Below are 26,359 nucleotides of genomic sequence, written 5' to 3'. Positions count from 1 at the left end.
AAATCTTAACGGTTATCTCTGATATTGCAGACCAGACCAATCTGTTAGCACTCAATGCCGCTATTGAAGCAGCAAGGGCGGGAGAACATGGACGAGGGTTTGCCGTTGTTGCGGATGAAGTGAGAAAGCTAGCAGAACGTACACAAAGCTCACTGACAGAAATCAATGCCACGATTAATGTCATTGTACAATCCATTGTTGATTCATCAGAGCAAATGGGGAAAAATGCTAAAAATATCCAAAGACTCTCTGATGTTTCCAGTGGTGTTGAGACAACCATTTTAGGAACAACCCAGGTCATGCAAGAGAGTGTCTCAGCAGTAACGACCAGTGCATCCAACTCACGCAAGATATCGCAAGACACTGATAAAATAGTTGATATGGTCACCAATATCAATACACTTACCAGTCAGAATGCACGCAGTGTGGAAGAGATAGCCTCAGCCGCAGACCATCTCTCTCGTTTGGCTGAAAATCTTAACAACAAGCTCAATCAATTCCAATCCTAATCTTTCCGTTGGGTAGTATCACCGCCTACCCAACGCTTCATTTTTACACATGGTATAATACGCCAAAAAATATCCGGAGTCCTTTTGGCACTATTAGACCTTATTGAAATTAATAAAGCGTATGAAACACAAAAAATCTTAGTCGATGTGGATTTTTCCCTGCACGAAGGTGAAAGAGTTGCTATTATAGGTAAAAATGGCGGTGGAAAATCAACACTTATGAAGATTGTTTTTGGAAGTCTGGAAGCAGATGCGGGAAGACGCATTCTTCAAAAAAATCTTAAAGTGGGTATGCTTGACCAAACACCTCGTTTTAAAGAAGGCATGAGTGTTAAAGAAGCCATTGAAGAAGAGTTAAAAGAATTAAAAGTAGCGAAATTACGTTATGAAGCAGTATTGAAATTATTAGAACACGAGTTTGAGAACAATGCTTTGTTGGCAGAACAAAGTCACTTAGCCACATTTTTAGATATTCATGATGCATGGAGTTTGGATGAAAAAATTGAACATGTTTTGCATGAATTTGACCTCAAACAATTTGAAAACAGTGATGTCAATCTTTTAAGTGGTGGCGAACAACGCCGTGTTACTCTAGCCGGTCTCATTTTACAAAAACCCGATATTCTACTTTTAGACGAACCCACCAACCACCTTGATGTTTATATGGTTGAGTTTTTGGAACAAATGATTTTAAAATCAAAATTCACGCTTCTTTTTATCTCACATGATCGTTATTTTATTGACCATATTGCAACACGAACAATTGAAATTGATGATGGCAAAGTCAGGAGCTTTGAAGGCGGATATGAAAATTATCTTACATGTAAAGAGCAACTGATTCTCTCCTTGCAAAAGCAACATGAAAACCTACTCAAATACCTCAAAGGTGAAGAAGAGTGGCTCAGGCGAGGCGTCAAAGCACGTTTAAAACGCAATGAAGGACGAAAACAACGGGTATTTGAACTGCGAGAAGCTTCCAAAAAAAATCCTTCTTTAGTTCGTAAACTCAAACTAGAGTTAGAGCGAGAAAAGCATAACTTCAATGGAGAAAAAATCCTTAACAAACAAAAGATGCTTTTTGAAATGTTCTCCATCTATAAAACATTAGGGGAAAAAGAACTTATCAAAGACTTTACTGCACGCATTTTGCAAAAAGACCGTATTGCCATTGTCGGCAAAAATGGTGCAGGCAAATCGACACTTTTGAAAATTCTTTTGGGAACACTTTTGATTGATAAAGGTGTACTGAATAAAGGGGACTTTCACATTGGGTATTTTGACCAACAACGAGAGATGCTAGATGATACAAAAGATTTAATCGAAACATTTTGTCCCAATGGCGGTGACCGTGTTGATGTCAAAGGCAGAAACATGCATGTCTTTGGTTATCTTAAAAATTTTCTTTTTCCAAAAGAAGACCTCAATAAAAAGATTGGAATTTTGAGTGGTGGAGAAAAAAACAGAGTTGCTTTAGCGCTTTTATTTACACAAGAAGTGGATTGCCTTATTCTAGATGAGCCCACCAATGACCTTGATATTCCCACTATCAATATTTTAGAAGAGTATATTCAAAGTTTTAATGGTGCTGTTATCTTTGTCAGCCATGATCGTTATTTTGTCGATAAAATAGCCAGTAAACTGTATGTCTTTAAAGGTGAAGGCATCATTGAAGAGAGTTACCAAAGTTACAGTGAATACCTTGAAATCGAAAAAGAGATACAAGAGCTCGAAGAGATGGAACAGACCTCTTTTTCATCAACACAACCACAAGATGAGATGAAAACGCAGAAAAATAAAGATGCTTCTTCCCTTAAATTAAGCTACAAAGAACAACGGGCACTTGAAATGCTTCCTATGCAAATTCAGACCCTTGAAGATGAAATAAAAACCATTAAAGCATGTCTTGGTAATCCTGAATGCTATCAAACGATTGGACTTAGCAAACTCTCCTCTGATTTAGAAGAAAAAGAATCTCTATTAGAGCCTTTAATCGAAGAGTTATTATTGATTGAAGAAAAAGTTGAAATAATGCAAAGAGGCTAAAGCCTCTTTGCTATTACGCTTTAAACGTAGAGAGTGTGGTATCTAAGCTTTGTGAGGATTCAAGCATTCTGCGTGAAATCACAGAAAGTTCTGCCGCAATTTTTTCATTATTATCAGAAAGGCTTAATGTTTTTTTCATCTGTTCCATCATTTGGTTGGTCAAATGAGAAATTTCAACAACTTTTTTAGAAGCTTTTTTAGAAATTTCAATAGATTGTAGTGTTCTATTTTTTGTCTCTTCCGTTTCGCTTTGAACGTCAAATGCATTGGTAGAGATAAGGCGTATATTATCGGCATTCATCTCCATATTAGCGCTCAGTTGCGTCACACCTTGAACAATAACACTAATCGTTGCATCAATCTCTGCTAAGGATTTTTGTGTTCGCTCTGCTAGTTTTCTAACTTCATCCGCGACAACGGCAAACCCTCTTCCGTGCTCTCCCGCCCTTGCTGCCTCGATGGCCGCATTGAGTGCTAAAAGATTTGTCTGATCGGCGATATCTTTAATCATCGATAGAACACCTTTAATTTGGTCAGTTTGAGAAACAACACTTTGTATTTGTTGTGCCATATCTTGTTCTTGCTCACTCGCACCATTAATTTTTTGAACAACATCATTCAGAGAAATACTCATTTTTTCCAGTACACTAAAGGAAGAGTTGTTGTCTTCAACCGTATGAATTGCAAGCTCTTCGGAAAGGTCAAGGTCTGATTCAATATTTTTCATCAAATCAAATGACATTTTAATTTGTTGAGCTTGTTCAATAACGCCCTGAGAAAATTCAACAGCGTTGGAATTTAAGGTCTCACCGGTATGTTCAACGTTTTGAGAAATTTTTTGTGATGAGATGATAATCGATTGAATTTTTTCAATAAAAATATTGATATATTTGGCAATTTCTCCCATTTCATCTTGACTATTAATCTTAACGCGCGCCGTTAAATCACCACTGCCACCTGAAAGATTTTTAATTCTCTCTAATAAAATTCCAAGAGGATTTCCCACAACACGTTTCAAGACGAGCATAATTAATATAGAAGTAATTGTCAAAGAGATGATAAAAATAACTAATAATTTCCAACTGACTTGATTAATATACGAATCGATATCGGCAAAAGAAAACGTCATATCCATTACGCCTAGCACATCACCTTTTTTTGAGTTGGCATGACAGGCTAAACAATCTTGCTCGGCAACAAGCGGTTTTAAAAGACGCAATCGATGTCCCTTGTCATCATCAAGTGTTATGCTATGTTGGATAGGATTTTTAAATATACCTACAACGGCCTCATCGGTAGAAGGTTTTGCATTCATTCCAAAAAGTTCAATAACAGATTGCGATTGATGAATCTTTAACTCTTTAATGCCTTTCATCTCTCCCGCATCGTGTAATGACTTTTCAATTAAGTCACGATCTCCTAAATTCATAGCAGCACGCACCGTTTGAAAAACAGACTGGCTCAATAAATTTAAGTTATTCTCGCTTTGCATTTGAGAAGATTTTTTAAATTCACTGATAATGAAAAACTGTAAAATAATGAAACTGACTAATAGAAGTGGAATAAGCGTCAAGCCTATTTTAAGACCAATGCCTTTTTTCATACATATGCCTTTCGTACATTCATAACCTCAATTAAATCCATATTTTCAAGCATTTCATAGAGTTCTGCACTGCCAATATTCACCAAAAGTGCAATGTTGTCCATCTTGATCATTTTAATTAAAAAACCAATGACTGAAGAGGTAATAATAAAAGAGTCTTTAATATTGAGGTTAATAGGAACATCAGGATGCTGTTCATTTGCCCTATGAACAGCCTCTTTGATAGCTTGAGTATTTGCAACCGTTTTAATGGTACCCGTTATAACTATATCTACACCTTCACTACGCACTTTTGTAACTAAATTCATTCGCTCTCCAAGGTCCTAAATCAGTTCTCATTATAATATATATTTTTCATTTTATGACTAAAGTTCATCTTAAAGCGACTTTTTTTAGCCACAAAGTTCTTTTTTCACACGCTCACTTGCCATCGAGATATTCCAAGCAGGTTCCCAGACAATTTCAATGGTACATAAGCTTACATTGTCCAATTTTTCAACAGCTTCTTTGGTCCATTGTTGCATGAGTTCATGCAAAGGACACCCTCTTGTAGAAAGTGTCATGGTCACATGAACCTGTTCGCCATCAACCTTCACACCGTAAATAAGTCCTAACGAAACAATATCAAATCCAACTTCTGGATCAATGACACTGCTGATAGCCGTATAGACTTCTTCTTCACTAACACACATTATAGCTCCTTAGTATGATATAAAAATGAGTAGGTAACATTAAATGCTACTAATAATATTGATAAAAGAAATAGCGAAGCACTCACGGTAAATAATGCTGCACTATGGCTCCAACAGCTAATACTGAATAACACCACAGAAAGAAACAACACGAACGCTTGAAGATTGGCTGTTTGCGTATGAATCATCTGATGCAATAAAGGTACTTTTGTTTTCCCAACCAGAGGCGAAAACTTTTTGTACCAAATCAAGAAGGGTAATATTTTGTACAGATGTCCTACTATAAAGGCGAGTAAAAAACCAAAGAAAAAGAAGATTGCGGCGATAAACACATACGTTGTATCATGGCTAAATTGTGCCATGCCGATAAACACAAACGATGCCACCAATGAAATCAAAGCAAAAACAATATTTTTAACCCAATAGTCATTTTGTTTACGCACTCTTGCTCTAAATACAATACTCATTTGAATGATAAAAAGCACATTGGCGCATAACACAAGCAAAAGAGCGCTATACAAGATAACCGCAGGCAAAGAAGCGATTAAAGCAACAATCCCTAAAGATATTCCAATAGTATTGCAATACAGCGCGGCTTGAATGGCACGTTCATCGTAATGATGCGATAGTGCAAACATGGGAATTAAGACCATGGCTACCCCCATGATAACCATCATCACAAAACCACCGAGTGTGCCTAAAATATGCGCTTTAATCCATGCATCATGGTCTATCTCAATCAGTCCATGTCCAAGATTCAATCCAATAATAAACCCAAAGGAGATGGATGCAAATAGAAAAATTGTCCCCATCAATAAAAATTTACTGACGATGGTACTTTTTTCAAGACGATAAAATGTCAAAAAGACATTGACACAAAAAATAGTTATCGAAAGGTAGATGATTAAGGCGCCATAAGGAATTAAAAGATGATACGTTGGAAAAGCAAATCCGCTAACCATCATACAAAGCCCTACAATATACATGTAAAACTGCACATAAGCAAAATCTTTTGAAAACAATGGTACTTCTAGCACAACAGGTAAGAGCTGGTACATTGCACCAAAGATGACCATCATCACAAACCCAAGGAGATACAAATGTGAAAATGCCGCCAAAGGAAAAGAGATAAAATAGCCTGCTAAATCAGGTTCCATGAAAAACAGCGCTACAGCACTGAAACATAAAAAAAGAATCGCCGCAATGAAAAAATGAGCAACAAGAGCAAAGGGCGGCGCCATTTCTGTTGCAAGAGAGGTTTTCATCTTTTACCCTGCGCAATGTTTTTGGCTAAGATCAGCTTGGTTACTCAAACCTTCTTTATAAGAAAAAACCAATCTGAGTTTTCCATCTTCCAATTCATTCACATCAATATCGTAAAACGGTTGTACTTTTGCCAATAAGCCAATCGGTGAGCGGTGGTTAATCATCACAATTTTGGTATGAGAATCTTTGAGAAATTCAAGGGCAAGCATTGCATTTACCATGGGTTCAGGAGGAACACATGAGGACGTATCAAAACCAATATACATAATACCGTCTTGAAGATAATTCACAAAAGGAACCGTTGCATCTTTTACATGTAAAACCTGTGCGTTGTGTGGAAAATAAGTCTGAGAAGTCATTGTTTCACCTTTTATAGTTATTTTGTGAAACTATAGTGCAAGCAGAGGTTAATTTCCTTAATCTAAATCAATAAAAGACAAAAAATATCTCATTTGGTCAAAGAAGTATACAAGAGCCTATGTCATAAGCTCTTGTATCATTAAAAAATTAATGTAAGAAGTGTCGAACGTTTGTAAAATAAAGTGCCATACCGTGCTCATTGGCAGCAGCGACAACTTCATCATCTCTGATACTGCCGCCTGGTTCAATGATGGCTTTTACGCCTGCTGCTGCTGCCGCGTCAATACTGTCACGAAACGGGAAAAAAGCTTCGCTCGCAAGAGCCGCACCGCTCACATCAATTCCCATATCTTCTGCTTTACGAAGAGCCGCTTTCGCAGCATCCACACGACTGGTCATTCCCATGCCAATCGCTACCATCGCGCTGTCTTTGACATACACAACACAGTTGGATTTTGTGAGACTTGCCACTTTATAGGCAATTTCGAGGTCACTCAGTTCTTGTTTAGAAGCTTCGCGAGTCGTTAAACATTTTGCATTGGTAATCTCTTCTTGGCTCACAGCATCGCTTTCTTGAAACACAAACCCACCATCAACGTGTTTAAAATCATAAGCATCTTCACTTAACACCAAGTATTTACTCTCTTGTGTAAAGATTTTGATACGTTTTTTACTATCAAACACATGCAACGCTTCATCATCAACATTCGCAGCGATAATAACTTCGACAAAGATTTCATTGATTTTTTCAGCCAATGCCTTATCTAAAGTACCGTTAATCGCAACAACGCCACCATATGCTGAAACAGGGTCACATTTCAGTGCTTTGATATACGAATCAAGCAATGTATCGCCAATGGCAAAGCCACAAGGATTAGCATGTTTGATGATACACACAGCTGGAGCATCACCAAAGGAAGCGGCGATTTTGACCGCGCCGTTGATATCGGTCATATTGTTAAAACTTGCTTCACCTTTTAAAGTTTTGAAGTTATTGGTAAAGAAGTAGTCAAATTCGTATAATGCACCTTTTTGATGAGGATTTTCTCCATAGCGCGTATCAAAGGCTTTGGTGCCTACGATAAATTGTTTCTCGCCAAAACCACCGTTAAAGCGTTGGTTCATATAATTAGCAATCATGCTATCATAAGCGGCTGTATGCTCGAACGCTTTAATCATCAAGCCACGTCTAAACTCTAAGGTATTCTTTTTGGTACGAAGCGCTTCGATAATAATGTCATAATCCAACACATCGGTGACAATCATGACATCCGCAAAATTTTTAGCCGCACTTCTAACCATCGCAGGGCCGCCAATGTCAATATTTTCGATAATATCATCAAAATCATCGGTCTTTGCAATCGTCTCTTTGAATGGATAAAGATTGACACACACCAAATCAATCCCTTCAATGCCATGCTCTTTCGCCACCTTGACATGAGAAGCCAAATCTCTTCGGTGCAAGATGCCGCCATGAATCATAGGGTTTAACGTCTTAACACGTCCATCAAACATCTCTGGAAATTTTGTTACCTCAGAAATCTCTAACGCACGAATCCCTTCTTGTTGTAATAATTTGTAGGTTCCGCCCGTTGAAATGATTTCAAACCCTAAACTTTCAAGTTCTTTTGCAAACTCAATAATGCCCGTTTTATCGCTCACACTGATTAACGCTCTCACTCTTTTCCTTTTTACATGTAAATCATAAATGAATGCCTTTATTGTACCTAAGAGTTCTTTTTAGTATGCTTTAAATAATTTACGCTACCATTCGCGAACACTATCGATTATTAGGGAGCGTTATAATTATGAACCAAGAAACACCCCCATCAAATGCCGCTTGGACACTTCTCTTTTTTGGCTGGATTACCGCTATGGTTGCAACATTAGGCAGTCTTTTTTTTAGCGAAGCCATGCACTTTCCACCGTGTGTTATGTGTTGGTATCAACGTATTTGTATGTATCCTTTAACGTTTATTTTAGGCGTAGCTCTATTTTCAACCGATAAAAGCGTGGTCAAATATGCCATGCCGCTCATTTTAAGTGGACTTTTTTTCGCCATCTATCACAATTTACTCTATTATGGTATATTACCAGAAGCAGCACAACCGTGTTCTCAAGGTGTTTCATGTACCAGCGATTACATTAATTGGCTTGGTTTTATCACCATTCAATTGCTCTCTTTGGTAGCATTTGTGCTTGTTTTTTGTTTTATCTATTTTTTTCATAAAAAGGCTTGTTCATGCAAAAACAACGACTGATTCTTGCATCTTTATTTGCGTTAGTACTCCTATATGTAGGCGGAAGCTACCTGTACAAGAATTCGGCGCATACCTTATCCTCAGACAAACAAAATGCGCTTATGCGTAGCAGTGCCTTCATAGAAGGTGATGCAAAAGCAAAAACGACCATTGTTGAGTTTTTTGACCCTGCGTGTAGTACATGTAAAGCGTTTTATCCTTTTGTAAAAGATATTATCGCTAAACATCCTGGTAAACTCAAACTTGTACTCCGTTACGCTCCCTTTCATACGGATTCATTCTATATTGTTCAGATGATTGAAGCGGCGCGCTATCAAAATAAATATTTAGAAGCGATGGAAGTCATTTACAAATACCAAGATAAATGGTCAAGCCACACAGGAGGCGCCAATATTGGCATTATTTGGGGTATTTTACCTGAAGCGGGTATTGATATTGAGCGTTTGAAAGAAGATATGAAAAAGCCAGAAGTTGAAGCCAATGTCAAGCAAGATATCGCCGATACCAAAACGCTTGGCGTAATGGCGACACCTGAATTTTTTGTCAATGCAAAGCCGCTTGTCAAGTTTGGCTACAAAGAGCTCCAAACCCTCATCGAATCAGAACTCTAATATCAAACCTCGCTTAGAGGTTTGATCTCATTGTATCCGTGTAAACGAATATCTCTTCGCCTTTTAGCATCTCGGTAACGTCTTTTGGAGACATCATCTGCTGGATTTAGCGGTGGAACAGGTGTGGGTTTGCCTTTTTCATCCACAGCAACCATCGTGAAGAAACAGCTGTTGGTATGCGTTACTATCCCTTTTTGAATATCTTCCGCAATGACTTTAATGCCCACTTCCATGGATGTATGTCCTGTATAATTCACGCTTGCTAAAAATGTCACCAATGCACCAACAGGAATAGCATGTTTAAAAAGGACCTGATCGACAGAGAGTGTTACCACATACGTGCCGCAATAACGTGATGCACACGCATAAGCAACTTGGTCGAGAAGTTTGAGCAAATCTCCTCCGTGGACATTGCCAGAAAAGTTGGCTTTATCGGGTGTCATTAAAACAGACATACTCAAAACGTGTTTTTCAAAGGGGGTCGATAGCATGTTAATTCTTTTCCTTTTTGATCATTTCATAGGCTTCATTGATCTCTTGAAGCTTCACCGTTGCCGCATTGATAATACTTTGGTCTTTCCCCTGCCCCATCAAAATGTCGGGATGGTTTTCTTTGACCAAGGTACGGTATTTTTTCTTGATACTTTCCATATCTTCGCTTGGGTCTGCTCCTAGGATAGCATAGGCTTTTTGTATTCCAAACTGTTTTTCTTGCGATTTATTGGCGTAAAATGCTTTGAATTCTGCAATTAAACGCTCAAAATCGAACCGTTTAATTTCTAATGCATTGGCAATATCTTCAGTAATCATAAACTCTGTTTGTGAAAATTCATGGTCAATAAATGCCAAATTTAAGAGGTATTCCATCACTTTAAGGCGTTTAAAGTAGTCATTTTTCGTGAGTTTAAAATATCTTTGCGAAATGATAATCGTATTGTCAAAGCTTTGCATCTCTTCTTTGTAGATAGCCTTCAACTCTTCTCGTATTTGCTCGCTGTTTTCAAACACGCGTGCAATGTCACTAAACGTCAAGCTTAACAGTTCTGCTTCAAGCTCATTCACTCTGCCATCTGCTTTGGCAACTTTTGCCATCAATGCGACCAAAAGTCCCGCTTCATGCTCTCTTAAATCACCTTTGAGTGTCTGCTTCGTTTCAACGTTAATATGCTGATAATCATTGGCGTTATAATTTTTTGTTAAGAAATAAAAGAGAATAACCACCGCTAAAACAATGATATAGCTCATATTTTCACCTTTACATGTCAATCTGAATTTGGGGAATTATGCTACAATTTTTTCACTAAAAATAAGGACAATTTATATGTTTAATTTTGATGAAATGATTGATAGAACGCAAAGCTCTTGTGAAAAATGGGATAAGTACAAAGGCAAAGACATCCTACCGGCATGGGTTGCCGATATGGATTTCAAATCACCGCCTTGTGTTATAGAAGCGCTTCAAAAACGAGTGGGTGAAGGGGTTTTTGGCTACACAGGCGTCGATGAAGCGACCTATACCGCCATTTTATCCTTTTTAAAACGCCACTATCAGTGGGAGATTAAAAAAGAGTGGCTTGTTTTTACGCACGGTGTTGTAAGCAGTATGAACATCGCGTGCATGGCAGTAGAAGGTAAAAGCGTTATGACAACAACGCCCATTTACCCGCACTTTATCAAAGCACCTAAACATGCCAATCGTGAAGTAATTGCCGTCAAAATGAAAGAAGAAAACAACCGATGGACCCTCGATTTTGAAGCGATGGAAGATGCGATGACGCCAAACTGTACCCTTTTCATGCTATGTAATCCGTACAATCCGGGGGGGACAGTTTTTACATGTAAAGAGCTTGAAGCCTTAAGTGAATTTTGTCTTAAACACAATTTGACGATTTGCTCTGATGAAATTCACGCGGATTTATTGCTCAATCCAGAAGTAAAACACATTCCCATTGCTAGTCTCAATGAGAACATTGCACAAAAAAGCATCACGCTTATGGCGCCAAGTAAAACCTTCAATATCGCAGGACTTCAAGCCTCATTTGCCATTATCCCCAATGATTCGCTAAGACGAAGTTTCACGCAAACCATGGGCAGTATGGTAGGAGGCGTTAATCTTTTGGGCTTGTGTGCTTTAAAAGCAGCGTATGAACAAGGAGATGAATGGCTTCGTGAACTGCGTGTTTACCTCCGCGAAAACTTAGCGCTTGTACGCGACTTTGTAGCAAAAAATCCTCAGCTTAAACTCTTAGAACAAGAGGCAACGTTTCTTGCATGGATAGACGCAACAGCATTACATGTAAAGAACCCTTATGAGTTTTTTTTAGAATTTGGCGTGGGACTCAGTGCGGGGGAACCTTTTGGCGACAAAAATTATGTACGATTAAATTTTGGAACGCAACGTTCCTTATTAATTGACATTCTTATCCGAATGCAAAAAGCGATGGACACTCTGTGCTAAAACGTTTTTTTATCAGTAGTTTTCTATCAATATGCGTCTATGCAGCACCTTTAGCGCATATTGTCCTTTTAGGCGACCCTCATATTCCCGGAACTTTTTTTGACCAAAAAGAGGCTGTAATTGACGACATCAATCAATGGGATGATGCCACGATGGTCGTGGCATTGGGAGATTTATGTCAAAAAACGGGTAGCAAAAGTGATTATGATGCCGTGCAAGCGTTTTTTAGTCGCTTGCAAAAACCTTTACATGTCATTAACGGCAACCATGATTATATGTATGCGGATGCACTGGATGAACAAGGGCATCATCACAAAGCCTCTTTTGACATTCAAATGGAAAAATTGCATTACTTTCAAACGCTCTTTCATTTGCCAAAGCCTTATTACAGCCTTGTTAAAGAGCCTTATTTGCTTCTTTTTTTATCCACAGACAATCCAAAATATTTAACGGCGTTATCCAAAGAGCAGTTATCATGGATGAGTGAAACATTAAAACAACATCCAACGATGCCAACGATTGTGTTCTTTCATGGTCCACTTGAGCATACTTTGCGCGATTACACTAAAAACGCCAACATGCCACACTTTATTGCTCAACCTAAAGAGGCGCTCCAAGACATCATTGCCTCCAATCCTCAGATTTTTTTATGGGTCAGCGGACATATGCATACAACGCCAAAAGAGGAGAGTTTTGCTTCCTCTATCAATTGGTACAACGCGCATCTGCTTAATCTTCACAACATGGATATGAACCACAAAGTTATCTACACAAACTCACTTTTTTTAGAGAAAGACCGTGTTATAATTAAAACGTATAATCATGCAAAAAAAGAGTGGGTGGAAAATTTGCAACGCAACATTATGTTGCCAAAATTTTAGGAAAAAATCGCTAATATGCGACAATTTTTGTTGAGGATTTGCATGAGAAAACTTTGGCTTTCTTTGAGCATTAGTGTTCTATTATTTACCGGTTGTGCTCAAAAAGAGTTTACGCAAAATGCACCAGAGCTACCCAAGCCTGTTGTCGATGAAAAGCTCGAACTGCGTGCTGATATTATCGCACACGCGATGAAGCATAAAAACAAAAAAGACGGTCTTGATTGTTCTGGCTTTGTCAGTCTTGTCAATCAAGAGAGCAGTGAACCGTTCTTTAAAAATAGCGAACTAAACGGTTACTATGAAGATTCCAGACGCTCATTAGCCATCTACAACCTCTTAGCCGACCAAAATCGTACGTACACCGAAAACCCCAAAGTTGGCGATTTGATTTTCTTTGCCAACACTGTCAAGCATTACTCTAAAACAAAAAGTATCGATAACATCACCCACATTGGCATTATAACGCGTGTGGACGCTGATGAAACTGTCTATTTTATTCACCATACCAAAGGAAAAAACTTGATCGGTCAAATGAATCTCAATTACCCAACTGTCTCCATTTACGATCACAAAGTGGTGAATTCGTATATGGAAAAATGTCCCAAAAACAATAGCAATAAGTGCCTTGCACCCGAATATTTTAGTGCTTATGGAAAAATCAAATGAAACGCTGGATGCTCTATAGCCTCAGCGTTCTAAGCCTTGTCGGTTGCGCTCAAAAACCAGCCATTGAAACGCCTCCTGCGCCTGAATTAGTACAGCATACGCAAGAAGAGCCTAAAATGTATATTGAAGAAAAGCCAACCAAAGAGCTGTTCATTGTTAAAGAAAATACAGAATTTGCACTGCGCCCTGTTCCAGAACGCTCTAAACGTGAGAGTATTGTCGATACAGCCATGAGTTATTTAGGAAAGCGTGATGGTGGCGATTGTTCTGGATTTGTCAATCTTGTCAATATCAAAACAGGACACCCTTTTTACAACGATGCGGAGCTGAGCAAAAGTTTTGATAATGCACGAAAATCACGCGCGATGTTTAATCTCATGTCTCAAAAAGGACACGCATTTGAGACAACCTTGCCGAATATTGGAGATTTGGTCTTTTTTGAAAATACCGAACGACGCCCCGCTGTAAAAACAAAAACAAAAGGCAAAAAAGCCGTTAAAACACCTGCGGTTCAAGTGGCTGAAAACATTACGCATGTTGGCATTGTCACACGCGTTGATGCCGATGGAACGGTTGAATTTATCCATCACTCCAATGGAAAAAATATCGTTGATTATATGAATTTTAATTTTCCAATGCTGACCAATAAAGACGGCAAGAAAATCAACACCTATATGAAGCGATGTCCCTCCAAAAACGGTGCCGCACAACCACAGTGCATGAATATCGCCTTTTTTGTCGCATACGGAACATTCTAGAATTTTACATGTAAGAAATCAGTTTATCTCTGATTTCTTACGTAAACACTTATTGATACGTCTTAACAGCAGGCGGTACAAATGCATACATCTTTTTCAAAAGATTTTCATGATCACCATCGACAAAAAAGACATTTCGCGCTCTTTCCTGCACAAATTGCTCAGTAACCATATGGTCGAAGAGTTCGACAAGCTTATCGTAATAACCGTTGATATTTAAAATGCCACAAGGCTTTTGCAAGAGTCCGATTTGATTCCATGTAAAAACTTCAAAAAACTCTTCAAGCGTTCCTGGACCTCCGGGTAGAGCGATAAAACCATCTGCTAATTCCATCATTTTTGCTTTTCGCTCATGCATCGTTTCCACACGAATCATTTCCGTTAAATTTTGATGAGCAATCTCACGTCGTGCCAACAGTGTCGGAAGGACTCCAATCACTTTACCGCCGTTTGCTAAAACAGCGTCTGCTACGGTACCCATAATACCAACACTTGCACCGCCATAAATTAATGTAATTTGCTTCTTGGCTAAAAGCTCTCCTAATAAAATGGCTTGTTTTTTATACGCTTCATTCGCACCTATACTTGAACCACAATAGACTGCAATACTTTTCATTTAGTTATAGACCTTTTTTAATAATTGCGACACCATGTATTATTGATACCGTGAAATGAATATCTAAATTCTTAGAGAGATAAACGATTGGAATAAAAAGAGGAAGAGGTGTTTTCACACCTCTTGATGTTTTTAGATATCTTGCTCTACCACTTCAATAAAACGATTAAAATAGCGCTCTTTGATTGCTTCGACAGATTTTGACACATTATTACATGTAAAATTCGTCCCACCCACTTTTCCAATTTTAACGGCATTAATGCCTATTTCATTTGCCATACCCTCAAACGATTTTTCATCATTGACTTCAACAACGGCACATGAAAAACTTTCAGAGAAGATATCGCGTTCATCATAAACTGCAATATTACATGTAGCTCCTTTGGAGCTTTTTGCCGCCATTTTGGCAAGAGCGATAGCAACACCACCCACATTAACGTCTTTTGCCGCATTTAAAATGCCTTTTTTATTTGCCTCGATGACTAAATTCCAGAGTCTTAACTCTTGGTCATAATCTAATGGCGCTAACGTACCTTCAACTTTACCGAAAAGCTCTTTCATGTATAAACTGCCGCCAAAGTCACTTTTTAAATCTCCAACAAGGTATAAACTCGCACCCTCTTTTTGAAAACTCGAAGGAAGCGTTTTGTTGGCATCATCATTCAATCCTACCATGACAATCGCAGGTGTTGGGAAAACGCCAATACCATTGGTTTCGTTGTAAAGGGAAACGTTACCACTGACAACCGGTGTGTTCAGCTTCGCACACGCTTCTTTGATGCCATAACACCCCTGTGCAAATTGCCACATGACTTCTGGGTTTTCAGGGTTTCCATAGTTCAAACAATCGGTAATGGCAAGAGGTCGTGCGCCACTCATCGCCACATTTCTTCCACTCTCAGCTACTGCAGCAGCTGCGCCCATTTTAGGGTCGATGTAGTTATAACGAGGGTTACAGTCACTGCTCATCGCAAGGGCTTTGCCGTTTTCTTTGATACGAATCACACTGGCATCCAAACTGCCTGGCGCTTTAACGGTATTGGTTTGAACCGTTGAATCGTATTGGTTAAAAATCCATGTCTTATCACTGACTTCAACAGAATTAAGAAGCGTATCAAAGGCTTTTTGATTATCGACATTCGCAAAATCATCAATGGTTGTATCTTTAATGCTTGCAAGGTATGCAGGCTCTCTCACCGGTCTATCATAAATCGGTGCTTGCTCGCTCACAGGCTGAACGGGCATATCAGCTACTTTCTCGCCATGCCAGAAGAGTTCCATATGTCCTGTTGCGGTCACTTCACCGATAATTTCAGCGTTCAAATCCCATTTTCTAAAAATTTCAACCACTTTATCTTCATACCCTTTTTTTGCACAAATGAGCATACGCTCTTGAGATTCTGAGAGCATAAATTCAAACGGTTGCATTCCTTCTTCACGTGCGGGTACTTTATCCAAATGCATAATCATACCGCTACCGCTACGTCCTGCCATTTCAAATGAGCTTGAGGTCAGACCCGCGGCACCCATATCTTGAATACCCACGATGTAGTCTGTTTTAAAGAGTTCTAAACACGCTTCAAGTAACAGTTTTTCAGCGAATGGGTCACCCACTTGCACGGTTGGACGAAGGCTTTTATTGGCTTCTGTAAAGCTATCGCTTGCCATAACTGCACCTCCTAGTCCATCACGTCCTGTTTTAGAACCGACATAAACAACAGGATTGCCGATGCCCTCCGCACGTCCGTAAAAAATCTCATCACTTTTAGCCAGACCGAGGGTAAAAGCATTGACCAAGATATTGCCATTGTAACTCTCATCAAAAAAGGTCTCACCGCCGATGGTTGGAACCCCCATACAGTTGCCATATCCGCCGATACCTGCGACCACACCGCGTACAAGATAGCGCTGATGGCGTGAAATATCGTCATTATTTGTGATATTACCAAAACGAAGTGAATTCATATTTGCCACAGGGCGTGCACCCATGGTAAAGACATCTCGAAGAATTCCGCCCACACCCGTTGCCGCACCTTGATACGGTTCAATAAAACTTGGATGGTTATGAGACTCCATTTTAAAAACAGCTGCCATGCCATCGCCTACATCGATAACACCCGCATTTTCACCAGGACCCTGAATGACCCAAGGTGCTTTGGTTGGGAAGCCGTTAAGATATTTTTTACTGGATTTATACGAACAGTGCTCACTCCACATGGATGAGAAGATACCAATTTCTAACATATTGGGTTCACGCCCTAAAATGTTTAAAATATTTTCATATTCGTCTTTTGTCAATTTATGCTTTTTTAACACTGCGTCTAAATTTTCCATGGATTGTTGCCCTATGTGATGTAATTAAAATAGGCTTATTTTACACCAAAGGAGCTAAAAGTTAGTTTTGCCCTAAGTAGACTTCCAATGCTTTTGCACTCATAGGCTTCCCTAAAAGATAGCCTTGTGCGCTATCGCAACCATTTTGAATCAAAAACGTTCTTTGCTCTTCACTCTCGACGCCTTCAGCCAAAACTTCAAGTTCAAGTGTTTTTGCCAAGACGATAATGGCTTTTGAAATGGCGCGATCATCTTTATCGTGCGGTAAATCTTTGATGAAAGAGCGATCAATTTTAAGTTTATGCAGTGGTAATTGTTTTAAATAGCTCAATGAAGAAAAGCCTGTTCCAAAATCATCAATGGAAATCTTGTAGCCTAAATTCTCAAGTTTTTGAAGGGTATGAGCACTTTGAACAGGATGATTCATAACACAGCTTTCAGTAATTTCCAATTCAAGCTTGGATGCGTTTATACCAATTTTTTGGCGAATGGCCTCAATTTTTTCTACAAAATGGCTCTCTTCTATCTGAACACTTGAAATATTAATCGCAACAACCCCTTGAAAAACAGAAGACTCTCCCCACTGTTTTAGTTGCTTTAATACTTTTTCAAAAATAAGCTCACCCAGTGGAATAATGAGCCGATTCTCTTCTGCTCTTCCTATAAATTCCATCGGTGGGACAAGTCCTTTTTGCGGATGTTCCCATCTGACTAATGCTTCTAATCCAATAACATGATTCGTTGAAAAGTGAATTTGCGGTTGAAAATAGATCACAAATTCATCATGCTCAATAGCATGTCTCAGGTCATTGTCTAAGGTAGCCATATGCAAAATATTCTCGGTCATAGAAGCTTGATAAAAAACATAACCATTTTTGCCACTACTTTTGGCTTCATACATCGCTGTATCCGCATTTTTAAACAAATCACCAAACGTATGTCCGTTTTGAGGAGCCAAGGCAATACCAATACTCACCCCTATTTTAAAGGCTTCTTTTTCAATATGAATGAGACTCTCTAGACTATCAATCAATGCTTGTGCCAACTCTTTAACATGAGTATGTCCCCATGTAACAATGACAAATTCATCACCACCGACGCGGGCTAAAAAATCAGTCTCTTGTAAACAATTGGAGAAACGTTTAGCAACTATTTTTATGACTTCATCGCCAATAGAGTGACCGTACATATCATTGATATTTTTAAAATAGTCTAAATCTAAAAATAAAAAAGCCAATGATTGATTGTCCAATAATAACTTTTCAAGATGCTGTTTCAGATAGGTACGATTTGGAAGAGATGTTAAAGGATCATTCAATGCAAAAAAGAGCATCTTTTCTTGTGCTTTTTTTCGATCACTAATATCACGATGTGTACCGGCTAATCGTAGTGGAGCACCTGTTTTCTCATCGCGTTCAACTACAGCTCCAGAGCCTTCAATCCATACCCAATGCCCATCGGAATGCCGCATTCGAAATTCAATAACATAGGGCAAATTATGTTTAATGGTTTGTTCAATAGCTCGTTTAGCGAGCATTTTATCCATAGGATGAATACGGTCTTCCCAATCAATAACTTTTTCTTCAATATCTTGGCGGGTTAAACCTAAGAAAGAGAGCCATATATCATTAACAGTATGCTCATTTGTAATATAATTCCAATCCCAATAACCTAAGTTCGCACCTTGAATCACGTATTCTAATCTCTGCTGACGCATCGTTACTTTTTTTTCAATCGCAGCAATCTTATACATTTGCCTTTTAATTAAGATAAAAAGCAATAAAGACGTCACACTCACAAAAAAAAGCCCTTTGTAGGTTTGCAGAGTTCCTAACATGGTAATGTCAGATATGAGGGATTCTAACATACGATCAGAAAAGAGAATCCATGCAATTGAGAAGAGTGAATAAATCAAAACTATTCGTAAGATACTCAATGTCATTTGCATGTCTAACCTCTATAATTTCGTTCTTCGCTTTTATTATACAGCAAATGAATAACGTTATTTATACTATTTTGATGAAAATTAAGCTAAAATCCAAACTTCTATTTTACATTGATATAGGCGGTGAATGGTATGTTTGGAATGGGCTTAGGAGAAATCCTCATTATTGCAATTATTGCTATCTTATTTTTAGGACCAGAGAAGCTACCCGATGCTATGGTAAAAGCAGCTAAATTTTTTAAAACCGTTAAAAACAGTGTGAATGATGTAAAAAGTACGTTTGAACAAGAGATGAAAATTCAAGAACTTAAAGATGAAGCTTTAACCTATAAAAAGAAACTAGATGAAGCAGCGACCAGTGCTCGCAAAGTCATCACGTTTGATGAACTAGAAGAGATCAAAAAAACGACCCAAGGCGTTAATGATTCACTCAGAGAACTTGAAAGCAGTGTGAAAGAGAGTATCACCGCTATCGATGAACCTGTAACGAAAAGTGAAACTCCATCTGTCGCTGTAGAAAATAAACCTGAAATCAAAAAAGAGGAAAATGTCTGATGTTTGATGAGTTAAAACCCCATATCGCAGAACTTAGAAAACGCCTTGCAATCTCTTTGGCTGTTGTTATTGTCATGTTTATTGTCTGTTTTTCTTTCTGGCAACCTATTTTGGCATGGATGATTGCTCCTTTAAAAGCTGTCCTTCCAGATGGAAGCAATGTAATTTTCACAGGTGTACAAGAACCTTTTTTCACTGCAATGAAAGTGGCATTTTTTGCTGGTTTTATCTTTTCATTACCGGTTATTTTTTGGCAATTTTGGCTTTTTGTCGCTCCTGGACTTTATGAAAATGAAAAGCGTTTAGTTGTCCCTTTTGTACTGGCAGCTTCTTTAATGTTTTTGATGGGTGCATCTTTTTGTTACTACGTTGTTGTCCCACTAGCATTTGCTTTTCTTATTGGTTTTGGTAGTGCTCTTTTTACAGCACTTCCTAGTATTGGTGAATATGTAGGTTTCTTTAGCAAAGTTCTTGTCGGCTTTGGACTCGCCTTTGAGCTTCCAGTTGTCATCTTTTTCTTTGCCAAGCTAGGATTGGTTGATGATAAAGCACTCAAAGATTTTTTCCGTTACGCCATTATTATTATTTTTACGGTTTCAGCAGTCTTAACACCACCGGATATTCTTTCACAATTTTTAATGGCAGCACCACTTACCATCCTCTATGGTATCTCTATTATCGTTGCTAAAATGGTGAATCCGTATAAACCGGAAGAAGAAGTCGCTGATGACGAAAACGATGATGAAGATGAGAATGAGCAAAAGGATTAAGTTATCGACCCGTTTCTAAAATCAACTTATGATTACAATCTTCCCCAATCGCTAATAGCCACTCATCCCGTAGAACCGCGGGATGAAGCAAGGCTTTTAGTGTATCATCGCCAAACAGACACACTTACACATACAACATTTAAGTACTTATTTGATTTTTTACCCACTTCTATTGCCGTCGTTTTGAATGATACAAAAGTAATTAAAGCACGTCTTTTTGGTAAAAAAGAGAGCGGAGGGATAATAGAAGTTTTACTCAATACTCCATTACACGACAACCTTTATGCCGTTTACATTCGTGGAAAAGTACATATAGGCAGTCACCTATATTTTGAGGACAATTTAGAAGCACAGGTCATAGAACTGAAAGAAGATGGTACGCGTATCGTCGCTTTTTTTCAAAAATCACAACCTATTAGCACCACTATTTTATTTGCAATTTTAGATAAAATCGGGCACATTCCATTGCCTCCGTATATCAAACGCGATGATACCGAAGAAGACAGTGTTGATTATCAAACTGTTTTTGCAAAAGAACAAGGGGCTGTTGCTGCACCTACTGCTTCACTTCATTTTACACCAACGATGTTTGAAGACTTAAAACAACGCTACGAGACGCATTTTTTAACGCTTCATGTGGGAGCAGGAACGTTTAAACCTGTCGAAGCCGAACATATCAAAGATCATGTAATGCACTCAGAAATGTATGCTATTCCCTCTCAAACTTGTGAACTGATACAGAGTGAAAAGCCTATCTTAGCAGTGGGAACAACGGTTACGCGAACAGTAGAATATTTTGCTCGAACGCATGAGCCTTTTGGAAAATGCAATCTCTTTTTACATCCCGAAAATACGCCAATAAGAGTCAATCATCTCTTAACGAATTTTCATCTTCCAAAATCAACATTAATTATGTTAGTGGCATCTTTTATAGGCATTGAGAAAACACTCAAATTGTACGAAGAAGCCGTCAAAGAGAACTATCGTTTTTTCTCTTACGGCGATACAATGTTAATTGTCTAAATTACGCTTTCATATCCAGTAAGCTACCAAGCATCTCATCTTGTGTTTGAATTGGCTTTGTATTTGCCTCAAACCCCTTACTTAGAACAGTTTGATCCGTTATTTCTGTAGCTAAATCTGTACTATTTTGTGTCTGGCTACTGTTGGCAACAACGGCATTATTTTGGTCAGTAATGGTTGTTTGAGTTGCTTTATAGTTATCCGTACTCACATTCGCAACATTATTAGCGCTATTATTCATCCAATTGGACATCGCCATCATAGCAGTTGAATTAATTTGCATGATTGCTCCTTTTACTCTCTTTTGCGAACTATAACGCTTCTTCGCTTAAAAAGAAACTAAAGGTTTTAGGTTATCTATTTTACCAAGGTTGGAAGAATATCATTCAAGTTTTGAATAATCTTTGGATCGGTTTGTTGATTAAAAGCGAAGTAAAGATCACTTTCACGCAATACATACACCACTTCGTATTCTCTCAAATCACAGCCCATATCCCTTAAGAGTTGATACATCGCATCTATGCTAAAAGCTACACCATCCAGACGATCTTCTTTCAATTTTTTTAACTGAGAATCAATGTTGGTAAAATACTCTAAAGTGTGTCTGTTCATGCCTTGTTCTAGCATTAATTGTTCAGCAGCCGTATTTAAAATCGTGCCAATTTTATAACGGGTATTCTCTTTAAGATTGCTCAAAACAACATGGTGGCTTTTTTTTGCCAGTATGCCTATGCGCATTGTCCCGATAGGCCCTACCCACGCAAAAAGAGTCTCTCTTTCAGGCGTACGCGCCATACTATAAATCATCGTATTTTTTACATGTAAAACCTCATGGTAACCCCTTGCCCAAGGGACTAGAGAAATAGTATTGTCTGCAAACTGATGGTGCGCTTTTTCAAATAATCGCTTGGCGAGCTCTGTCGATGTACCTTGAACACCTGTGTTAGTTATAAAATTAAAAGGAGGATTTTGTTCCGTATAAACTTTAAATTCTTCTGCATGCACCAAGAGCAAAAAAGTAAACCCTACAATAAAATATCTCATACGCTTTCTTTGAGTTTTTGAAGTGATTTCCACGTATAGATAAACATATCAAAATTATCGAGTAAAATGGCGGTAATTGTTGGGTCAAACTGCGTTCCAGACATCATTTCAAAATAGTTTCTCACCTCTTTTTCTTCCCAAGGCTCTTTATAAACACGTTTATCGAGCAATGAATCAAACACATCCGCAACAGCGCAAATTCTTCCCACTAAAGAGATGTCCTCTCCTTGTTTTCCATAAGGATACCCTTTTCCATCCCATCTTTCATGATGCTCCAATGCAATCATTGCGGCCAATCGCATCATCTCAAACTCGGAGTCAATAAGCATTTGGTAGCCAAGCATTGAATGTGTTTTCATAATATCCCATTCATTTGCGTCTAATTTAGAAGGCTTATTTAAAATGTCATCGCTAATGCCTACTTTACCGATATCGTGTAAAACTGCTGCCATTTTTATCTTTTCGCATTCCGCTTCATCTTTACCTAAAAATTTACAAAAAAGATAACAAAATTCAGAAACCCGTCTTAGATGTTGTCCTGTCTCTTTTGATTTAAGCTCCGCAATTGACGCAGAAATATAGGTGATTTCATGATTGAGTCGTAGAATTTCTTTGGTTTGATTTTCGACTTGAAGCTGTAAATTAGACTGCAGTTGATATAAATCTATATGCGTTTTAACACGTGCTTTTAAAACACTCGAATGAAACGGCTTTGATATATAATCGACTGCACCTAAATTAAAACCGATTTCTTCAAAATCACTCCCCTCGTTTGCTGTCAAAAAAATCACTGGAATATGACGTGTTTCTGGCATCTGTTTCAGTCTTCGGCACACTTCATAGCCCGTCATTAAAGGCATATTGATATCCAGTAAAATCAAATCAGGTTGAATGGATTCAGCCAATGCCAACCCTTTCTTACCCTCTTTTGCAGCATAAACTTCATAATCACTGAGTAAAGAGATGAGCATCTCAATGTATTCAGGTGTATCTTCTATCACCAAAATCTTAGCCATGTTTCATCTCCTCTAGCAAATATTTTAAATGCTCTAAGGCCTTTTCAAAATCAAATGTTTTACAGGTTAAAACCAAAGATTTAAACGATGGATTGTCACGTAAAGACTCATGGGATGCTAATTGCTCGAGCAGTGTATGAATTTTAGTGACATTGGAAATTTCCAATGCCTCGTATAATGCTTGCAAGAGCGATACGATATCCAACGATGAAGAAAGCCCATCGTGTTGCCGCCCATGCATTGGCACAGAAGCAAATTTACTCAACTCTTTTTGCAAAGTGCTTTCAAATTCTTTATGAACAGTGAGTATAGCGCTAATATCAAAATTTTCAATCCGTTCATGCGCTTTTAAAAAAGATTCTGCTTGTGCTAACGCCTCTTCTAGAGCAAAAAGTCCGATGGTTCCACATAACCCTTTTTGGGTATGAACATACGTTATTAAAGCCTCTTTATCTTTGGTGGCTTTAAACGTTTGTAACTGATGTGGAATATCTATGTACCCTTCATAAAAGCTTCTAAACAGTTTTTGCCATAGCTCTTCATTGCCTCCTAAACGTTTAATAGCCTCTTGCTTGTTAAAACGTTGTTTCAATGGCTTTTGTGCAATAGCTTGTTGTTTTGGAGACATGGAAACACTGACATGTAAGGCTTCAAGCAAAGTACCATAAAAGTCTTCTACTTCAAATGGTTTGCCAATATGTGCATCCATACCTGCTGCTAAACACTTTTCAATATCTTGTATCATAACATTAGCCGTCATGGCTACAATGGGGGTTAAGACGTTGAGTTCCTTGCGAATAATACGTGTTGCCTCATACCCATCCATCAAAGGCATCTGCACATCCATAAGAATTAAATCAAAAGGGTATTCTACTTCTTGGAGGATTTCAACAGCTTCAAGTCCGTTGCGAGCAACCTCCACTTTCGCATGAGTCTCTTTTAAAAGATACGTCGCCACTTCTAGATTGATATCATTGTCTTCAACCACTAAAATGCGTTTTTGAGATAAATCTATTTTAGAGGGATCAAACAATGGAACATGCGCACTGATAGAACAAATAGCCACGAGCTCATCGTAGAGCATGGAAGCATTAATAGGCTTTTTCAAAAAGGATTTTATGCCAGCATTGTACATACGATCTTTGAGCTCTCCATCATCGTTCGTAGCAATCATCATTGCAAGCGGTAAGACGTCAGCAGGAATCTTTTGTTTGAGTGCCGTATATAAATCCAAGCCATTTTTTTTATGTGAAAGTTCATAATCAATGATCAGAAGATGAAATCCTTTAACATCTTCTTGAATGATTGTTTCAATAGCATCTTTACTCTTGGCAATTGTGATAAAAAAGCCAAATGAACGAATAAATTCACACAACACATCGCTCACTTTTTTTTGATCTTCAATCAATAAGATATGAAGAGGTTCAAACGCTTCTACTGCATTTTCATGCTTAAGATCAAGTCCTTTTGCAATTTCTAAAACAATGTTAAGGCTAAAAAGACTTCCTCTATTCTCTTCGCTTTCAAAAAAAATCGTGGCATTTAACATATGTGCTAGCTGGCTACAAATATAAAGTCCTAAGCCTGTACCGCCATGTTTGCGGGTAATGGATGCATCTACTTGACCAAATGCTTGAAATAAAAAGGATTGTTTTTCTTTAGCGATACCAATACCACTGTCTTTAACACTCAAAATCACTTTTGAATGTTTTTCATCCATGACTTCTTCATACACACTTAAAACAATAGCACCCTCTTGCGTAAATTTAATAGCATTACTCAAAAAGTTATTGACGATTTGCATGATTTTGCACGGATCACCTTTAAAAAAGCGGTTGGTTTCAACAAAATCACATTGAAAATCGACTCCTTTTTCTTTAGCAAGGACCGAGAAGATGGAACAACTTTTTTTAAGCTCTTTATGCAGATCAAAGGCAATCGTTTCAACGTCCATTTTACCCGCTTCAATTTTTGAAAAATCTAAAATATCGTTGATGATACGGAGCAGTAACGAAGATGCTTCTTTTATTTTGGAAACATAGCTTTGTTGGGTAGTGTTCATTGCCGTTTTGCCTAGCAGATGCGACATGCCCATGATGGCGTTCATAGGGGTGCGAATCTCATGGCTCATATTGGCTAAAAACTCCGATTTATAGCGACTGGCATCTTCAAGCTCTTGCGTGCGCTGTTTTACTTTTTCATCAAGAGATTCGTTCTCTTCTCTCAGCGTATCAAAAAGATTTTTGAGTTTGATACGTGTTTGATTCAGAACATGCCCTAATGTGCCTATTTCATCATTTTCATCCCATTCAAAGGGCTCGTCTAATTTTTGCTGTGCTAAAAGTTGAGAATGAGAGACCAAACGTTTGATGGGCTTGAGAATTTTGTAGTAATATACCAAAGAGATGACGCCGATGAGGAAAATGATTTGAAGCGCTAAGATAGAACCAAAGAGTGTCATATCACGCATCATGGATTCTAACAAATCTTCCCGCTTAAAACCCATTTCCAGCGAGCCAATTGTCACATCATCTTTTTCCAACATCGTATGAAGGAAAAGCGTGTTATCTGCTCTTGTATCCTTTGAGTCCCATCCGAGAAAAAGTTGGCCTTCATTATCTTTGACATGAACAAACTGAACATTTTTATCCAGTAAAAGCTGATCGAGCATCTTTTGCCCCAACTCAGGATAATAATTCCACAAAGATTCGCTAAAAATAGTTGATGAGAGATTGAATTTTTTAGTATAGAGTGCCGTCAGTGCATCTTGCTTATTTTTATACGTACTATTGACATACGTCAATAATAAGATAGGCAATGGAAGCAATAAAGAGATAACAATCATCACGACCAATGATTGCAATAACGATACTCTATATAACATAGATTTTATCATGTGCGAAGACTCTTACAATAATTTGAAACACATTAACGATATTGAGATAAAC

At 38.2% G+C, this 26,359-nt stretch carries 26 protein-coding genes; 11 read left to right on the top strand and 15 right to left on the bottom strand.

The genetic code is table 11. The annotated features are described in order from the left end of the window. The coding region (locus AC5SLP_RS06820; protein ID WP_495254406.1) for a methyl-accepting chemotaxis protein at positions 1–509 on the top strand (509 nt) is incomplete at its 5' end. Positions 510–593: 84 nt separating this feature from the next. Then, on the top strand, positions 594–2,552 hold the full coding sequence (locus AC5SLP_RS06815; protein WP_495254405.1) for an ABC-F family ATP-binding cassette domain-containing protein: 1,959 nt from the start codon (positions 594–596) through the stop codon (positions 2,550–2,552). Between the two features lie 13 nt (positions 2,553–2,565). On the opposite strand, the gene AC5SLP_RS06810 is transcribed toward AC5SLP_RS06815, so the two are convergent. From AC5SLP_RS06810 to purH, 6 genes are all read right to left on the bottom strand, one after another. Continuing rightward, positions 2,566–4,155: a methyl-accepting chemotaxis protein gene (locus AC5SLP_RS06810; protein ID WP_495254404.1), complete on the bottom strand. Its 1,590-nt coding sequence runs from the start codon at positions 4,153–4,155 to the stop codon at positions 2,566–2,568. Beyond that, positions 4,152–4,463: a hypothetical protein gene (locus AC5SLP_RS06805; RefSeq protein WP_495254403.1), complete on the bottom strand. Its 312-nt coding sequence runs from the start codon at positions 4,461–4,463 to the stop codon at positions 4,152–4,154. The genes AC5SLP_RS06810 and AC5SLP_RS06805 overlap by 4 nt, the downstream gene beginning before the upstream one ends. 84 nt (positions 4,464–4,547) lie before the next feature. Continuing rightward, positions 4,548–4,847, bottom strand: coding sequence for a metal-sulfur cluster assembly factor (locus AC5SLP_RS06800; RefSeq protein WP_495254402.1), 300 nt, complete (start codon positions 4,845–4,847; stop codon positions 4,548–4,550). Beyond that, positions 4,847–6,112: a hypothetical protein gene (locus tag AC5SLP_RS06795; protein WP_495254401.1), complete on the bottom strand. Its 1,266-nt coding sequence runs from the start codon at positions 6,110–6,112 to the stop codon at positions 4,847–4,849. The genes AC5SLP_RS06800 and AC5SLP_RS06795 overlap by 1 nt, the downstream gene beginning before the upstream one ends. Before the next feature lie 3 nt (positions 6,113–6,115). Further along, positions 6,116–6,472: a hypothetical protein gene (locus AC5SLP_RS06790; RefSeq protein WP_495254400.1), complete on the bottom strand. Its 357-nt coding sequence runs from the start codon at positions 6,470–6,472 to the stop codon at positions 6,116–6,118. A gap of 148 nt (positions 6,473–6,620) precedes the next feature. After that, complete coding sequence (gene purH / locus AC5SLP_RS06785; protein ID WP_495254399.1) at positions 6,621–8,153, bottom strand: bifunctional phosphoribosylaminoimidazolecarboxamide formyltransferase/IMP cyclohydrolase; 1,533 nt, start codon at positions 8,151–8,153, stop codon at positions 6,621–6,623. Positions 8,154–8,281: 128 nt separating this feature from the next. Here purH and AC5SLP_RS06780 point away from each other — a divergent pair, with 128 nt between their 5' ends. Together AC5SLP_RS06780 and AC5SLP_RS06775 are read left to right on the top strand one after the other, a co-directional pair. Then, positions 8,282–8,734 (top strand): disulfide oxidoreductase, encoded by a 453-nt coding sequence (locus AC5SLP_RS06780; RefSeq protein WP_495254398.1) that lies wholly within the window; start codon positions 8,282–8,284, stop codon positions 8,732–8,734. After that, positions 8,716–9,345 (top strand): DsbA family protein, encoded by a 630-nt coding sequence (locus AC5SLP_RS06775; protein WP_495254397.1) that lies wholly within the window; start codon positions 8,716–8,718, stop codon positions 9,343–9,345. Before AC5SLP_RS06780 ends, AC5SLP_RS06775 begins: the two co-directional genes overlap by 19 nt. 2 nt (positions 9,346–9,347) lie before the next feature. Here the strand turns inward: AC5SLP_RS06775 and AC5SLP_RS06770 are convergent, their stop codons facing one another. Both AC5SLP_RS06770 and AC5SLP_RS06765 read right to left on the bottom strand, forming a co-directional pair. Further along, positions 9,348–9,836 carry an acyl-CoA thioesterase gene (locus AC5SLP_RS06770; RefSeq protein ID WP_495254396.1) on the bottom strand — a complete coding sequence of 163 codons (489 nt, stop codon included), beginning with the start codon at positions 9,834–9,836 and terminating at the stop codon, positions 9,348–9,350. Between the two features lies 1 nt (position 9,837). Then, positions 9,838–10,590 (bottom strand): DnaJ domain-containing protein, encoded by a 753-nt coding sequence (locus tag AC5SLP_RS06765; RefSeq protein WP_495254395.1) that lies wholly within the window; start codon positions 10,588–10,590, stop codon positions 9,838–9,840. 76 nt (positions 10,591–10,666) lie between these two features. On the opposite strand from AC5SLP_RS06765, the gene AC5SLP_RS06760 reads away from it, so the two are divergent. Genes AC5SLP_RS06760 through AC5SLP_RS06745 form a run of 4 tightly spaced genes read left to right on the top strand, consistent with a single transcriptional unit; the run spans position 10,667 to position 14,108 of the window. Next, positions 10,667–11,803, top strand: coding sequence for a MalY/PatB family protein (locus AC5SLP_RS06760; protein ID WP_495254394.1), 1,137 nt, complete (start codon positions 10,667–10,669; stop codon positions 11,801–11,803). Then, positions 11,797–12,684, top strand: a complete 888-nt coding sequence (locus tag AC5SLP_RS06755) for a metallophosphoesterase family protein (protein WP_495254393.1) — start codon at positions 11,797–11,799, stop codon at positions 12,682–12,684. Before AC5SLP_RS06760 ends, AC5SLP_RS06755 begins: the two co-directional genes overlap by 7 nt. 42 nt (positions 12,685–12,726) lie before the next feature. Further along, entirely contained in the window at positions 12,727–13,350 is a 624-nt protein-coding gene (locus AC5SLP_RS06750) for an NlpC/P60 family protein (RefSeq protein ID WP_495254392.1), read from the top strand. After that, positions 13,347–14,108 carry an NlpC/P60 family protein gene (locus tag AC5SLP_RS06745; protein ID WP_495254391.1) on the top strand — a complete coding sequence of 254 codons (762 nt, stop codon included), beginning with the start codon at positions 13,347–13,349 and terminating at the stop codon, positions 14,106–14,108. The genes AC5SLP_RS06750 and AC5SLP_RS06745 overlap by 4 nt, the downstream gene beginning before the upstream one ends. A gap of 49 nt (positions 14,109–14,157) precedes the next feature. On the opposite strand, the gene AC5SLP_RS06740 is transcribed toward AC5SLP_RS06745, so the two are convergent. The 3 genes from AC5SLP_RS06740 to AC5SLP_RS06730 all read right to left on the bottom strand — a co-directional run bounded on the left by AC5SLP_RS06740 (position 14,158) and on the right by AC5SLP_RS06730 (position 19,006). Further along, a complete protein-coding gene (locus AC5SLP_RS06740; RefSeq protein ID WP_495254390.1) occupies positions 14,158–14,724 on the bottom strand; it encodes an LOG family protein in 567 nt (188 codons plus the stop codon). Between the two features lie 132 nt (positions 14,725–14,856). After that, positions 14,857–17,058, bottom strand: a complete 2,202-nt coding sequence (gene purL / locus AC5SLP_RS06735) for a phosphoribosylformylglycinamidine synthase subunit PurL (RefSeq protein ID WP_495254389.1) — start codon at positions 17,056–17,058, stop codon at positions 14,857–14,859. Between the two features lie 61 nt (positions 17,059–17,119). Beyond that, positions 17,120–19,006, bottom strand: a complete 1,887-nt coding sequence (locus AC5SLP_RS06730; protein WP_495254388.1) for a putative bifunctional diguanylate cyclase/phosphodiesterase — start codon at positions 19,004–19,006, stop codon at positions 17,120–17,122. 129 nt (positions 19,007–19,135) lie between these two features. Here AC5SLP_RS06730 and tatB point away from each other — a divergent pair, with 129 nt between their 5' ends. The 3 genes from tatB to queA are packed head-to-tail and all read left to right on the top strand — an operon-like array spanning position 19,136 to position 21,351. Continuing rightward, on the top strand, positions 19,136–19,558 hold the full coding sequence (tatB, locus tag AC5SLP_RS06725; RefSeq protein ID WP_495254387.1) for a Sec-independent protein translocase protein TatB: 423 nt from the start codon (positions 19,136–19,138) through the stop codon (positions 19,556–19,558). Beyond that, positions 19,558–20,328: a twin-arginine translocase subunit TatC gene (gene tatC, locus AC5SLP_RS06720; RefSeq protein ID WP_495254386.1), complete on the top strand. Its 771-nt coding sequence runs from the start codon at positions 19,558–19,560 to the stop codon at positions 20,326–20,328. Before tatB ends, tatC begins: the two co-directional genes overlap by 1 nt. Before the next feature lie 3 nt (positions 20,329–20,331). Then, positions 20,332–21,351, top strand: coding sequence for a tRNA preQ1(34) S-adenosylmethionine ribosyltransferase-isomerase QueA (queA, locus tag AC5SLP_RS06715; RefSeq protein ID WP_495254409.1), 1,020 nt, complete (start codon positions 20,332–20,334; stop codon positions 21,349–21,351). A 1-nt stretch (position 21,352) separates the two neighbouring features. Here queA and AC5SLP_RS06710 read toward each other — a convergent pair whose 3' ends face one another. From AC5SLP_RS06710 to AC5SLP_RS06695, 4 genes are all read right to left on the bottom strand, one after another. Next, positions 21,353–21,634 carry a flagellar basal body rod C-terminal domain-containing protein gene (locus tag AC5SLP_RS06710; protein WP_495254385.1) on the bottom strand — a complete coding sequence of 94 codons (282 nt, stop codon included), beginning with the start codon at positions 21,632–21,634 and terminating at the stop codon, positions 21,353–21,355. A 74-nt stretch (positions 21,635–21,708) separates the two neighbouring features. Continuing rightward, positions 21,709–22,395 carry a substrate-binding periplasmic protein gene (locus AC5SLP_RS06705; protein ID WP_495254384.1) on the bottom strand — a complete coding sequence of 229 codons (687 nt, stop codon included), beginning with the start codon at positions 22,393–22,395 and terminating at the stop codon, positions 21,709–21,711. Then, complete coding sequence (locus tag AC5SLP_RS06700) at positions 22,392–23,411, bottom strand: response regulator (RefSeq protein ID WP_495254383.1); 1,020 nt, start codon at positions 23,409–23,411, stop codon at positions 22,392–22,394. Before AC5SLP_RS06700 ends, AC5SLP_RS06705 begins: the two co-directional genes overlap by 4 nt. Next, the gene (locus AC5SLP_RS06695; RefSeq protein ID WP_495254382.1) at positions 23,404–26,307 is read right to left on the bottom strand and encodes a response regulator; all 2,904 of its coding nucleotides are present in this window, start codon (positions 26,305–26,307) and stop codon (positions 23,404–23,406) included. Before AC5SLP_RS06695 ends, AC5SLP_RS06700 begins: the two co-directional genes overlap by 8 nt. Positions 26,308–26,359 lie beyond the last annotated feature (52 nt).

This window comes from Sulfurospirillum sp. E15m, from assembly GCF_059415145.1.
Note: the sequence above shows the minus strand (reverse complement) of the source record. Positions and strands in the feature narration are given on the sequence as shown.